This window comes from Duganella sp. BJB1802 (assembly GCF_013369445.1).
GTDB lineage: Bacteria > Pseudomonadota > Gammaproteobacteria > Burkholderiales > Burkholderiaceae_D > Rugamonas > Rugamonas vulcania_A.
Genome location: NZ_JABWEF010000019.1, coordinates 93,246 through 105,978, shown reverse-complemented (window position 1 = coordinate 105,978; position 12,733 = coordinate 93,246). Strand labels below are relative to the sequence as shown.

Below are 12,733 nucleotides of genomic sequence, written 5' to 3'. Positions count from 1 at the left end.
CTCGGTGGGGCGGGGCTCCATTAAAAAAGCCCCGCCGGCCTGAACGCGCTCAAGAGCGCGTCCGGTGCCGGCGGGGCTTTTTGGTGTTGCTGTCCGCTGCGATTAGCGGCGGGTGTCCACCTGGACCAGCGGCTCGTCATTTTGCGGCGGCAGCGGCTTGCGTTCGCGGGGAACGCGCACCGGTGCGACTGCTTTCGCGGCTGCTTCCTGGGCGGCGCGCAGCTTGGCTGGATCGGTGGCTGCCAGCGTCAGGCCGGCGGAGCCGAGCACAGCTTGCAGGTCGATCGGGGCCGATGGCGCTACCGGTGCAGGCGCTGGCGTTGGTGCTGGCGCTGCGGCCACCGGTTCGGCTGCCACTGGCGCTGCGACGACTGGCGCCGGGGCTGGCGTTGGTGCGACTGGCGCGGCTTCCACCACGACAGGGGCGGCAACTTCAGCCACCACGGCCGGGGCTTCCACCACGACCGACGCTTCGACCGGTGCTGCGGGTGCTTCCACCACGGTGGCTACTGGCTCGACGACGACCGGTGCGACTTCCACCACAGGCGCTGCGACTACGGCTGGCGCTTCGACCACTGGGGCCGGTTCCGGCGCCACCACGGCTGCGACGACTGGCTCGGCGGCCGGTGCTTCGGCGGCTACCGGCGCGGCGGCGACTGGCGCTTCCACTGCCGGTGCTGCCACTGCGATGGCTGCTTCCACTGCGGCCGGGGTGACTGCGGCCTCGGTTGCTGCGGTTGCTGGTGCGCTGAAGCTCAGGGCGATCTGCTCGCCTTGCTCGCCGGCTTCACCCGCCGCCGATTCCTGGCCTTCCGCGCCTTCGACACCTTCGGCGCCGTCACGGTCGCGGCGATTGCGGTTGCGGCCGCCACGACGACGACGACGACGCGGCTCTTCACCGTCCACCGCTGCGTCGTTTTCCTCGCCTTCCGGGCCGGTGCTCGGCGCGGTTTTCAGGATGCTGGTGGCCGCTTCGGTCACCGGGCCGGTCGACGGCACGCCGACGTTCAGCGCCAATTCCTCAACCTTGGCTTCGACTGGCGCTTTGTCTGCGCGTGGTTCGCGTGGAGGACGCGGAGTGCGCTCGGCGCGTTCCGGACGTTCCGCGCGTTCGCGTGGCGCCTGGCCTTCCGCTGCCTGGTTTTCACGCGGCTCGCGTGGCTCGCGCGGTGGACGCGGTGGGCGTGCCGGACGGCCGTTGGCGTCCGCTGCCTTCGCTTCGTCCGCCGCCGGACGGGCTGCGCCTGGTTCGCGCTCTTCGCGCTCGCCGCGGCCCGGGCCCTTGCCGTTACGGTTGCGGCCGCGTGGGCCACGTGGGTTGCGCTCGCCACGGTCGCCGGACGGCGCCTTGACCACGATGGTCGGCTGCTGCGGCAGGGCCGTCGGCGCCGGTTTCGGGCTCAGGAAGCTGAACAGCTTGGCGAAGAAACCTTGCTCGGCTGGCGCTGGCACCGGGGCCGGCGCTGGCTTGATGACGGTTTCGGTCGGCTTGCGCTCGACCAGCGGTGCGGGCTGGTCCGGGGTGATGGTCTTGACCATGGCTTCCTGGCGCGGCTTGGCTTCTTCCTTCTGGCGCTTGCTGTAGGCCATGTCGGTTTCGGCTTGCTCGGCCAGCGAGTAGCTCGCCTGGCTGTCTTCCAGACGCGGATCGTCGTGCTTGATGCGCTCGAGCTTGTAGTGCGGGGTTTCCAGGTGCTTGTTCGGCACCAGGATGATGCTGATGCGGTGGCGGGTCTCGATCTTGAGCACTTCGCCGCGCTTTTCGTTCAGCAGGAAGGCCGCCACGTCCACGGGAACCTGCACGTGGATGGTGGCCGAGTTTTCCTTCATCGCCTCTTCCTGGATGATGCGCAGGACTTGCAGGGCCGACGATTCGGTGTCGCGGATGTGGCCGGTGCCGGAGCAGCGCGGGCAGGTCACGTGCGAACCTTCGGACAGCGACGGACGCAGGCGCTGGCGCGACAGTTCCATCAGGCCGAAGCGGGAGATCTTGCCCATCTGGACGCGGGCGCGGTCGTGGTGCAGCGCGTCCTTCAGGCGCTGTTCGACTTCGCGCTGGTTCTTGGCCACTTCCATGTCGATGAAGTCGATCACGATCAGGCCGCCCAGGTCGCGCAGGCGCAGCTGGCGGGCCACTTCCTCGGCCGCTTCGCAGTTGGTGTTGAAGGCGGTGGTTTCGATGTCCGAGCCGCGGGTGGCGCGGGCCGAGTTGACGTCGACCGAGACCAGCGCTTCGGTGTGGTCGATCACGATGGCGCCGCCCGATGGCAGCGGCACGGTGCGGCTGTAGGCGGTTTCGATCTGGTGTTCGATCTGGAAGCGGGAGAACAGCGGCACGTCGTCGCTGTAGCGCTTGACGCGGTGGACCATGTCCGGCATCACGTGGCTCATGAACTGATGAGCCTGCTCGTAGATGTCGTCGGTGTCGATCAGGATTTCGCCGATGTCCGGCTGGAAGTAGTCGCGGATGGCGCGGATGACCAGCGACGATTCCTGGTAGATCAGGAACGCGCCCGAGGCCGACTTGCCGGCGCCTTCGATCGCGCGCCACAGTTGCATCAGGTAGTTCAAGTCCCACTGCAGCTCGTCGACGTTGCGGCCGATGCCGGCGGTGCGGGCAATCACCGACATGCCTGGCGGCAGGTCCAGCTTGTCCATGGTTTCGCGCAGTTCCTGGCGCTCCTCACCTTCGACACGGCGGGAAACACCACCACCGCGCGGGTTGTTCGGCATCAGCACCAGGTAGCGGCCGGCCAGCGAGACGAAGGAGGTCAGGGCGGCGCCCTTGTTGCCGCGCTCTTCCTTTTCCACCTGGACCATGATTTCCTGGCCTTCGCGCAGCGCTTCCTTGACGGAGGCGTTGCGTACATCCACGCCTTCGCGGAAGTAAGTGCGTGCTACTTCCTTGAATGGCAGGAAACCGTGGCGATCTTCGCCGTAGCTGACGAAGCAAGCTTCCAGCGACGGCTCGATGCGGGTGATCACGCCTTTGTAGATGTTGGATTTGCGCTGTTCGCGGCCGGCGGTTTCGATGTCGATATCGATCAGTTTCTGACCGTCGACGATCGCTACGCGCAGTTCTTCTTGCTGCGTAGCATTAAACAACATGCGTTTCATTTTTATAAACTCCGCGACCCGTAGGTCATCTCTGTGCCGCTCGGTTTCTTACGACCGAGGCGGCGAGGTACAGGGATATACGCGAGAATTAATGTGATTGCGGTGGGTATGCCCATCCTGTGCGGCGCAGAGACGCGAACGAAACCGTCCGCGTCGCGGCCGCAACTGGGCGCATGAGGTCGATCGACATGCCGAGTGCTCGCATCACCTGCAATTCATCCATGCGGCCCCTGACGGACGGCAGAGAAATGCAGGCGGTGAGCAACGTCGTTGAGAGCCAAATCCTATCCAGGCTTACGTACTACAAGTATTGCAACTTCGGTAACCAGGCTTGTTTCAGCCTTCCGTCGAGCTTGCAGCAAAGCATGGGGTCCGGCGAAAACGGCAAGCGTTATCAACTTCATCAACCGGCCAGCTCGACTCTAGACCAAGCTGGCCGGACTTTATCCTTACAATCCAACCATATTAATTCAGCATCCTTGCCGGCATCCGATTACAACAACGGTGCAACCTTGATTCCGTCAGGGATGGTGCGTATACATTTTTTCCTCTGAATTTGCAATTTGGCGAGGCCAGTGGAGACGCCCCTGTGTAAAATGTGCTTTTATTCTTACACTTGCCGCAGATTGAACCGCAGCGAAACAATTATATATTCAAAATGAAGGACTTAGAGAGATTTCTGGGAAGACAGAGCAAATGAAGATGCAAAATGATGTTGTTCCCCCTTCAACCCCCGTTCCGCTGCAAGCACAATTCGTCACAATTACTGAAGAAGAAGCCGGTCAGCGCATCGATAACTACCTGTTGCGCGTTTGCAAAGGCGTGCCGAAAAGTCACGTCTATCGTATCCTGCGCTCGGGCGAGGTGCGGGTCAACAAGGGGCGTATCGACCAGATGTACCGTCTGGTACAAGGTGATATCGTCCGTATTCCACCGGTCCGCATCGCGGAGAAGGCCGACACCACCCACGTGCCGGCTGCCGAATTCAAGGTGATTTTCGAGGATGCCCACCTGCTGGTGATCGACAAGCCGGCCGGCGTGGCCGTGCACGGCGGTTCAGGCGTATCGTTCGGCGTGATCGAGCAGTTGCGCGCGTCCCGTCCGGACGCCAAGTTCCTGGAGCTGGTGCACCGGCTGGACCGCGACACCTCGGGTTTGCTGTTGCTGGCGAAGAAGCGCTCGGCGCTGACCAGCCTGCACGAGCAGATGCGCGACGGCCACACCGACAAACGCTACCTGACGATGGTGGCGGGCGACTGGAAAAACGCGCGCCAGCATGTCAAGCTGCCGCTGCACAAGTACACCACCGCCGACGGCGAACGCCGCGTGGCCGTGCAGGCCGACGGCATGCCGTCGCATACCGTGTTCACGCTATTGAAGAAATTCAAGGACTTCGCCCTGCTGGAGGCCGAACTGAAGACCGGCCGTACCCACCAGATCCGCGTGCACCTGTCATCTTCCGGCTTTGCCATCGTAGGTGATGATAAATACGGCGATTTTGCCCTGAACCGCGCCTTGCTCAAAGCCGACGCCACGCGCGGCGCGCTCAAGCGCATGTTCTTGCACGCGCATCAGATCACGTTTACCCATCCGGATTCCGGCAAAATCATGACGCTGAACGCGCCTTTAGCCACCGAATGTGAGCGATTCTTGCTAAGCTTGGGGAAACCTCTTAACTAATCGTAAATATTTATTGAAGGAGCCGGCCTGCGGTTGCAGACCGGAAGACATGGCAAGAAAGCAATTCGACTTAATCGTCTTCGATTGGGATGGAACGTTGATGGATTCAACGTCAACGATCGTCAAGTGCATCCAGGCGTCGGCCAGGGACCTGTCCCTGCCGATCCCGCGCGACGACGTGGCCGCCCACGTGATCGGCCTCGGCCTGCATGAAGCCATGCAGGCGGTGTTGCCGGAGATCGATCCATCCTACTATCCACGCATGGTGGAGCGTTACCGCTATCATTTCCTGTCGCGCGACCACGAGCTGACGCTGTTCCCGGGCGTGCACGACATGCTGACGGAGTTGTCGCAGAACGGCTATTTCCTGGCGGTGGCCACCGGCAAGAGCCGGGTCGGCCTGAACCGCGCCATGAACGACGTCAAACTGTTGTCCATGTTTGATGCCACCCGTTGCGCAGACGAAACCTTCTCCAAGCCGCATCCCGCCATGCTGCAGGAGCTGACGCGGGAGTTGGGCCAAGATATGCGCCGTACGGTGATGATCGGCGATACTTCGCACGATCTGCTGATGGCGAACAATGCCGGCGCGTCCGCCATCGCGGTCCAGTACGGCGCGCATCCGGCCGACCAATTGGCCGCCTGCAATCCGTTGTACTCGGCAGCTACCGTGGCCGAGCTGCACCAATGGCTGAGCGAGAACGCATAATGGCCGACGAGGATATCCTGGTCTGCGCCGCCGACGCGGTGCTGGAAGGCGGCAAGGGTGTGCGCTTCCTGGTGACCGCCGGCGGCGACGACGGCACCGGCTTCGTGGTGCGTTACGGCGGCAAGGTGTACGGTTACCTGAACCGCTGCGCCCACGTGCCGATCGAACTGGACTGGGCCGAAGGCGAGTTTTTCGAGTCCAGCGGCCTGTACCTGATGTGTTCGACCCACGGTGCGATTTACGCGCCGGAAAGCGGCTTTTGCGCCGGCGGACCCTGCAAGGGCGGACGCTTGCGCCCGATCAGCGTGGTGGAGCGCGATCAACAGATTTTCTGGCAACCGGATGACTACGTGCGCCCCGCGCGCGCCTGACCTGTAACAAGACGAGAACTATGAGCGATAACACTAGCGAAAATGGCGGCAACGGCGCCGAAAAACCGGTATCTCCTGTGCCTCCTAAGGCCACGGTCGCGGCTTCCAGCTGGGAACGCGAAGTGCTGGAAAAGCTGGTGTTCGCCACGCTGAAGGAGCAAAAGGCGGCGCGCCGCTGGGGCATCTTCTTCAAGGCCGTGACGCTGCTGGTCGTCGTGGTCGGGTTGAGCGCCTACCTGGACATCAGCTGGACCGGCACCGAGGAAACCCTGGGCCGCCACACGGCATTGATCGAGATCGACGGCGCGATCGAGTCCGAAGGCAGCGGCGCGGCCTCGGTGGTGATCCCGGCCCTGAACAAGGCGTTTTCCGACAGCGGCTCGGTGGCGGTCGTGATGCATATCAATAGTCCCGGCGGCAGCCCGGTGCAAGCCGGCATGATCGTCGACGAGATGGTGCGCCTGCGCAAGGGTTATCCGACCAAGCCGCTGTACGTGGTGGTGGACGAGATCTGCGCCTCCGGCTGCTACTACATCGCCGCCGGCGCCGACCGCATCTATGTCAACAAGGCCAGCATCATCGGCTCGATCGGCGTGCTGATGGACGGCTTCGGCTTCACCGGCATCATGGAAAAGGTGGGCGTCGAGCGCCGCCTGCTGACCGCCGGCGAGAACAAGGGTTTCATGGACCCGTTCAGCCCGCTGACGGAAAAGCACAAGCAGCACGCGCAAACCATGCTCAACGAGATCCACCAGCAGTTCATCCAGGTGGTGCGCAACGGCCGCGGCAAGCGCCTGAAGGAAACGCCGGACATGTTCTCCGGTCTGTTCTGGACCGGCGCCAAGTCCATCGACATGGGCCTGGCAGACGCCTTCGGTACGGTCGACAGCGTCGCGCGCGACGTGGTCAAGGCCGAAGACATCATCGACTACACCCAGCATGAAGGCTTGCCGGAGCGGGTGCTGAAGAAATTCGGCGCGGCGATGGGCGCGGGCGCGGTGAAATCCGCGGTGGACAACGTCAAGCCCAGCCTGCGTTAGTCGGGCAGGCGGCGGTCAGGCGGGCGGGCTGGCCGTTAGCCGCAGTGATAGCATCACTGGACTAGCGATTAACATTAACAATCCAGCCTTATTCCTGCTTGCATATCTGACTTGGTGGACTATAGTGGTGTTGTAGTTCTTTCCAAGGGGGGCCGATATAAACAGTTTATCTTGTTGTCAGCACGATCTTGTTCAGTTTTGATGGAACTACTCAGCTGCATCATGGATGCGGAGTAGAGAGAATTTCGATTCCTCGTAATGAGTCCTGTGATGGGACTGAAAACAGCGGCGCAATGCCGCTGTTTTCAATTGTGGCCTCGTTTTGTGCGAAACCGCCGGCGTCCAGCCAGGCGAGGAAGTGGGCCTGCCGGTTGGCATGCCACTGGTCGCGCGGGCAGCAAGGCGCCTCGTCGATGGAGATGTGGCTGCGGCAGCGCGCCAGCAACAGCTCGGTTCTATGCATGGCGGCCTGTTCTTGTGCCGCTGTCGTCACGGTGAGTAGGGTAGTCATGGTGGGTCCTGCTGAGCATTCCTAATGCATTAGGCGGATTCCTAACGTGGTTTTCAGTCTATCAATGGAATCACTATAGGACTTGATATGCATCAAGGAATGGCTGTCCAGGACATTTGCTGCGGCGCAGCAGGCGGCGCCTTCCCGCTGACATCGGCATCCTGTAAAATCCGGCCATGAGTAAATTATCCCTAGACCGCATCCTGCAATCGCAGGGTTACGGCACCCGTAAGTATTGCCGATCCCTGATCGAAGACGGTGAAGTGAGCATCGGCGGCGTCGTGCACGACAATTACAAAGCCAGCATCGAGACCGATGGCCTGGTGCTGACCATTTTCGATGAGGAGTGGGTGTACCGCGAACACCTGTACATCGCGCTCAACAAGCCGGCCAATTTCGAATGCTCGCGCAAGCCCAGCCACCATCCGGGCGTATTGACCTTGCTGCCGGAGCAGTTCAGCTGGCGCGAAGTGCAGCCCGTCGGCCGGCTCGACCATGACACCACCGGCATGCTGCTGATGTCGGACGATGGCCCGTTTATCCATGCACAATCGTCGCCGAAGCGGCACGTGCCGAAGATTTACCAGGCCACCACGCAGGAGCCGGTCACCGACGAACTGGTGGCGCAATTGCTGTCGGGCGTGCAGTTGCACGACGAGCCGGCGCCGCTGGCGGCGCAGACCTGCATCAAGCGCGGCGAGCATCAGCTGGAAATCGTGCTGGAGCAGGGCAAGTATCACCAGGTCAAGCGCATGCTGGCGGCCGCCGGCAACCATTGCAGCGCGCTGCATCGCTCCGCCATCGGCACGCTGACGCTGGAGTCGCTGGGCATCGCCGAAGGCGAATGGTGCTATCTGACGCCGGAGCAATTGGCCTTGCTGGCGCCGTCCGCATGAAACTGGCGACGCTGGGGGACGGCACCCGCGACGGCCAGCTGATGGTGGTGTCGCGCGACCTGAAGACGGCGCAGCTGGCCGACGGCGTGGCCCGCACCCTGCAGCGCGCCTTGGACGATTGGACCTTCATCGCGCCGCAACTGGAGGCGATCTACCAGGATCTGAACCAGGGACGCGCCCGCCGCAGCTTCGATTTCGAGCCGGCAAACTGCATGGCGCCGCTGCCGCGCGCCTTCCAGTGGGCCGACGGTTCGGCCTACGTCAACCACGTCGAGCTGGTGCGCAAGGCGCGCGGCGCCGAGCTGCCGCCGTCGTTCTGGGAGGATCCGCTGATGTACCAGGGCGGCAGCGACGATTTCCTTGGCCCGACCGACGACATCGAATTGTTCCGCGAGGAGTGGGGCATCGATTTCGAAGCCGAAGTGGCCGTGATCACCGACGATGTGCCCATGGGCGCCACGCCCGACCAGGCTCACCAGCGCATCCGCCTGCTGATGCTGGTCAACGATGTGTCGCTGCGCAACCTGATCCCGGACGAGCTGGCCAAGGGCTTCGGCTTCGTCCAGTCCAAGCCGGCCACCAGCTTTTCGCCGGTGGCGGTCACGCCGGACGAGCTGGACGACGCCTGGAAGGGCGGCAAGGTCCACCTGCCGCTGCTGTCGACCTGGAACGGCAAGCTGGTCGGCAAGCCGCAGGCGGGCGTGGACATGGTGTTCAACTTCCCGCAGCTGATCGCCCACCTGGCCAAGTCGCGCAATGTGCGGGCCGGCAGCATCATCGGCTCGGGCACGGTGTCCAACAAGGATGCCAAGCGTGGCTATTCCTGCATCGCCGAGCAGCGCTGCCTGGAGACGATCGCCGGCGGCGCACCGGTCACGCCATTCATGGCCTTCGGCGACACCATCCGCATCGAAATGCTGGGCGCCGACGGCAAATCCGTGTTCGGCGCCATCGAGCAGCGCGTGCAGCAGGCGGGTGCGGCGAAATTGCCGTAAGGAATCTACGAGCAGGCCCGGAAATACCGCCGTATTCCAGCGATGGGCTGGTCCCGCCGCGGCCGATAATGGCACGGTCGAGATAAACCCCGCAGCAGGCAGATTTCCATGGCAGAAGACAGCGACGCAGAAAAGACCGAACCCGCGTCACCGAAGCGCCTCGAGCAGGCGCGTGAGGAAGGCGATGTTCCCCGATCGCGGGAAGTGGCGACGTTTACCGTGCTGATGGCGGCGGGCGCCGGCCTGTGGATGACCGGCGACGGCCTGGTCGGCCAGCTGCATTCCGCCCTGGTGTCCGGCCTGACGCTGAACCAGGAGCAGATCTTCGACGCCGATATCCTGCTCAACCGCATAGGCGTGGACGTGGTGCGGGTGATGCTCGCCTGCCTGCCGCTGGGCATCGCGGTGATGCTGGTGGCGCTGGCGTCGCCGCTGCTGGTGGGCGGCTGGCTGTTCAGCGGTAAGGCGGTCGCGCCCAACTTCAACAAACTCAATCCCGCCAACGGTCTGGGCAATATGTTCTCGTCCAACTCGCTGGTCGAGCTGTTCAAGGCCGTGGCCAAGGCGCTGGTGGTGGGCCTGGTGGCCTGGCTGGTGGTGATGAAGCAGAAGGACGCCGTGATCGGACTGGCGGTCGAGCCGCTCAAGCTGGGCACGGTGCATCTGCTGAACATGCTGGGCAGCAGCTTCCTGTTCATCGTCGGCGCGCTGGGCCTGATCGCCGCCATCGACGGCCCGTACCAGATGTGGCATTACGCGAACAAGCTGAAGATGACCCGCCAGGAGCTGATCCAGGAATCCAAGGAGTCGGACGGCAATCCTCAGATCAAGGCCAAGATCCGCCAGCTGCAGCGCGAGATGGCCAAGCGCCGCATGATGGCCGACGTGCCGACCGCCGACGTGGTGGTGACCAACCCGACCCACTACGCGGTCGCGCTCAAGTACAGCGACGGCATGCGCGGCGCGCCGAAGGTGGTGGCCAAGGGCACCGACGAAGTGGCGGCCAAGATCCGCGAGATCGCCAGGGAGAACAAGGTGACGATGCTGGAAGCGCCGGCGCTGGCGCGCGCGCTGCACAAGCACACCGAGATCGGCGACGAGATTCCGGAAGCGCTGTACTCGGCGGTGGCCGAGGTGCTGGCCTATGTGTTCCAGCTGCGCCTGTTCAGCAAGGGCGGCGGCAACCGGCCGGATATACCGAAGACACTCGATGTGCCGCCTGAGCTCGACCCGCTCAACCCCGCATCGCAAAAGAAGAAACCCGACTTGAATAACGGAGCACCCGCATGAACGCCCTGAGCAACCTGAAACTGCCGCCCTGGCTGCAAGGCCTGGCCAACAGCCGCAACAAGAGCAGCCTGGCCGCGCCTATCCTGATCATCATGCTGCTGGCGATGATGGTGCTGCCGTTGCCGGCCTTCGTGCTCGACATTTTCTTCAGTTTCAATATCGCGCTGGCGGTGATCGTGTTGCTGACCAGCCTGTACACGGTCAAGCCGCTGGACTTCATGGCTTTCCCGACCATCCTGCTGGTGTCGACCATGCTGCGCCTGTCGCTGAACGTGGCGTCGACCCGCGTGGTGCTGACCGAGGGCCACACCGGCGCCGACGCGGCCGGCAAGGTGATCGAAGCGTTCGGTCACTTCCTGATCGGAGGTAACTACACGGTCGGTATCGTGGTGTTCATTATTTTGACGATCATTAACTTCACCGTGGTGACCAAGGGTGCGGGCCGTATCGCCGAGGTGGGCGCGCGTTTCGCCCTGGATGCGATGCCGGGCAAGCAGATGGCGATCGACGCCGACCTCAACGCCGGTCTGATCGGCGAGGCCGACGCCCGCAAGCGCCGCAGCGAAGTGGCGCAGGAAGCGGAGTTCTACGGCGCCATGGACGGTGCCAGCAAGTACGTGCGCGGCGATGCCGTGGCCGGTATCCTGGTGACGGTGATTAACGTGGTCGGCGGCCTGCTGGTCGGCCTGCTGCAGCACGACCTGAGCTTCGCCGACGCGCTGAAGAACTACACCTTGCTGGCCATCGGTGACGGCCTGGTGGCGCAGATTCCTTCGCTGGTGATTTCCACCGCGGCCGGTATCGTGGTGTCGCGCGTGGCCAGCGAGCAGGACATCGGCACCCAGGTGGTGGGGCAGTTGTTCGCCAAGCCGCAGGTGCTGTACATCACCGCCGCCATCATCGGCGGCATGGGGCTGATTCCCGGCATGCCCAACCTGGTGTTCCTGTTGCTGGCCGGCGTGCTGGCCGGTTCGGCCTACCTGATGACGCGCAAGGTCGAGGCCGGCAAGACCGCCGAGGTGGCGGCGGCGGAAGCGGCGGCGGCGTCGCCGGCCGCGGCGCCGGAGCAGGAGGAGGCCAGCTGGCAGGACATCATGCCGGTCGATACGCTGGGCCTGGAGGTGGGCTACCGCCTGATCCCGCTGGTGGACAAGACGCAGGGCGGCGAGCTGCTCAAGCGCATCAAGGGCATCCGCAAGAAGTTCGCGCAGGAGGTGGGTTTCCTGGCGCCGCCGGTGCACATCCGCGACAACCTGGAGCTCAAGCCCTCGGCCTACCGCATCACGCTCAAGGGCGTGGAGGTGGGCACGGGCGAGGCCTTCAACGGCCAGTTCCTGGCGATCAATCCGGGCATGGCCAGCGGCACCTTGCCGGGGCTGGTGACCACCGATCCGGCTTTCGGCCTGCCTGCCACCTGGATCGACGCCAATCTGCGCGACCAGGCGCAGGGCATGGGCTACACGGTGGTCGACGCCGGCACGGTGGTGGCGACGCATTTGAATCACCTGATCACGACGCATGCGTCCGAGCTGCTGGGCCGCGCCGAGGTGCAGTCGCTGCTGGACCATCTGGGCAAGGATGCGCCCAAGCTGGTGGAGGACCTGGTGCCGAAGATGGTGTCGCTGTCGACCTTGCAGAAGGTGCTGCAGAATCTGCTGGCGGAAGGCGTGCACATTCGCGACATGCGCTCCATCATCGAGACGCTGGCAGAGCATGCCGTGCACACGCAGGATCCGAACGACCTGACCGCGCTGGTGCGGATCTCGCTGGGCCGCGCCATTGTGCAGCAGCTGTTCCCCGGCGCCAGCGAGTTGTCGGTGATGACGCTGGATAACCGCCTGGAACGCTTGCTGATGCAGGCGCTGGCGGCCAGCGGGCCGGACGGCGCGGGCATCGAGCCTGGCCTGGCCGACACCATCGCGCAGCAGGCGCAGCAGGCGGCGCAGCAGCAGGAGGCGCTGGGCTTGACGCCGGTGTTGTTGGTGCCGGGGCCGCTGCGGGCCTTGCTGTCGCGCTTCCTGCGCCGCGCGTTGCCGCAGTTGAAGGTGCTGTCGCATGCGGAGATCCCGGAGAGCAAGACGATCCGCGTGACCGCGCTGGTGGGCCAGCAGCCGGCGTAAGTTT

The 12,733-nt window shown here is 63.8% G+C and carries 11 protein-coding genes; 9 read left to right on the top strand and 2 right to left on the bottom strand.

Going from position 1 to position 12,733, the window contains the following annotated elements; genetic code table 11:
• Window positions 1-102 precede the first annotated feature (102 nt).
• A complete protein-coding gene (locus tag HUX88_RS25545; RefSeq protein ID WP_176363594.1) occupies window positions 103-3,117 on the bottom strand; it encodes an Rne/Rng family ribonuclease in 3,015 nt (1,004 codons plus the stop codon).
• Window positions 3,118-3,290: 173 nt separating this feature from the next.
• On the opposite strand from HUX88_RS25545, the gene HUX88_RS31915 reads away from it, so the two are divergent.
• From HUX88_RS31915 to HUX88_RS25525, 5 genes are all read left to right on the top strand, one after another.
• Window positions 3,291-3,671: a hypothetical protein gene (locus tag HUX88_RS31915; RefSeq protein WP_217916448.1), complete on the top strand. Its 381-nt coding sequence runs from the start codon at window positions 3,291-3,293 to the stop codon at window positions 3,669-3,671.
• Window positions 3,672-3,813: 142 nt separating this feature from the next.
• Window positions 3,814-4,797 carry an RluA family pseudouridine synthase gene (locus HUX88_RS25540; protein WP_176363593.1) on the top strand — a complete coding sequence of 328 codons (984 nt, stop codon included), beginning with the start codon at window positions 3,814-3,816 and terminating at the stop codon, window positions 4,795-4,797.
• 49 nt (window positions 4,798-4,846) lie between these two features.
• Complete coding sequence (locus tag HUX88_RS25535) at window positions 4,847-5,506, top strand: HAD-IIIA family hydrolase (protein WP_117011663.1); 660 nt, start codon at window positions 4,847-4,849, stop codon at window positions 5,504-5,506.
• Window positions 5,506-5,877 (top strand): Rieske 2Fe-2S domain-containing protein, encoded by a 372-nt coding sequence (locus tag HUX88_RS25530; protein WP_117011662.1) that lies wholly within the window; start codon window positions 5,506-5,508, stop codon window positions 5,875-5,877. The genes HUX88_RS25535 and HUX88_RS25530 overlap by 1 nt, the downstream gene beginning before the upstream one ends.
• Before the next feature lie 20 nt (window positions 5,878-5,897).
• A complete protein-coding gene (locus HUX88_RS25525) occupies window positions 5,898-6,917 on the top strand; it encodes a S49 family peptidase (protein WP_161082789.1) in 1,020 nt (339 codons plus the stop codon).
• Window positions 6,918-7,137: 220 nt separating this feature from the next.
• Here HUX88_RS25525 and HUX88_RS25520 read toward each other — a convergent pair whose 3' ends face one another.
• Window positions 7,138-7,428 carry a hypothetical protein gene (locus HUX88_RS25520; RefSeq protein WP_117011661.1) on the bottom strand — a complete coding sequence of 97 codons (291 nt, stop codon included), beginning with the start codon at window positions 7,426-7,428 and terminating at the stop codon, window positions 7,138-7,140.
• Between the two features lie 176 nt (window positions 7,429-7,604).
• On the opposite strand from HUX88_RS25520, the gene HUX88_RS25515 reads away from it, so the two are divergent.
• From HUX88_RS25515 to flhA, 4 genes are all read left to right on the top strand, one after another.
• Window positions 7,605-8,324: a pseudouridine synthase gene (locus HUX88_RS25515; protein WP_117011660.1), complete on the top strand. Its 720-nt coding sequence runs from the start codon at window positions 7,605-7,607 to the stop codon at window positions 8,322-8,324.
• Window positions 8,321-9,319, top strand: a complete 999-nt coding sequence (locus HUX88_RS25510) for a fumarylacetoacetate hydrolase family protein (protein WP_176363592.1) — start codon at window positions 8,321-8,323, stop codon at window positions 9,317-9,319. Before HUX88_RS25515 ends, HUX88_RS25510 begins: the two co-directional genes overlap by 4 nt.
• Before the next feature lie 108 nt (window positions 9,320-9,427).
• Window positions 9,428-10,609, top strand: coding sequence for a flagellar biosynthesis protein FlhB (flhB, locus tag HUX88_RS25505; protein WP_176363591.1), 1,182 nt, complete (start codon window positions 9,428-9,430; stop codon window positions 10,607-10,609).
• Complete coding sequence (flhA, locus tag HUX88_RS25500) at window positions 10,606-12,729, top strand: flagellar biosynthesis protein FlhA (RefSeq protein WP_117011657.1); 2,124 nt, start codon at window positions 10,606-10,608, stop codon at window positions 12,727-12,729. Before flhB ends, flhA begins: the two co-directional genes overlap by 4 nt.
• Window positions 12,730-12,733: the final 4 nt, after the last annotated feature.

Excerpts from the sequence above, each read along its gene's own strand:
- HUX88_RS25545 (WP_176363594.1), bottom strand. The coding sequence starts at position 3,117 with ATGAAACGCATGTTGTTTAATGCTACGCAGCAAGAAGAACTGCGCGTA.
- HUX88_RS31915 (WP_217916448.1), top strand. The coding sequence starts at position 3,291 with ATGAGGTCGATCGACATGCCGAGTGCTCGCATCACCTGCAATTCATCC.
- HUX88_RS25540 (WP_176363593.1), top strand. The coding sequence starts at position 3,814 with ATGAAGATGCAAAATGATGTTGTTCCCCCTTCAACCCCCGTTCCGCTG.
- HUX88_RS25535 (WP_117011663.1), top strand. The coding sequence starts at position 4,847 with ATGGCAAGAAAGCAATTCGACTTAATCGTCTTCGATTGGGATGGAACG.
- HUX88_RS25530 (WP_117011662.1), top strand. The coding sequence starts at position 5,506 with ATGGCCGACGAGGATATCCTGGTCTGCGCCGCCGACGCGGTGCTGGAA.
- HUX88_RS25525 (WP_161082789.1), top strand. The coding sequence starts at position 5,898 with ATGAGCGATAACACTAGCGAAAATGGCGGCAACGGCGCCGAAAAACCG.
- HUX88_RS25520 (WP_117011661.1), bottom strand. The coding sequence starts at position 7,428 with ATGACTACCCTACTCACCGTGACGACAGCGGCACAAGAACAGGCCGCC.
- HUX88_RS25515 (WP_117011660.1), top strand. The coding sequence starts at position 7,605 with ATGAGTAAATTATCCCTAGACCGCATCCTGCAATCGCAGGGTTACGGC.
- HUX88_RS25510 (WP_176363592.1), top strand. The coding sequence starts at position 8,321 with ATGAAACTGGCGACGCTGGGGGACGGCACCCGCGACGGCCAGCTGATG.
- flhB (WP_176363591.1), top strand. The coding sequence starts at position 9,428 with ATGGCAGAAGACAGCGACGCAGAAAAGACCGAACCCGCGTCACCGAAG.
- flhA (WP_117011657.1), top strand. The coding sequence starts at position 10,606 with ATGAACGCCCTGAGCAACCTGAAACTGCCGCCCTGGCTGCAAGGCCTG.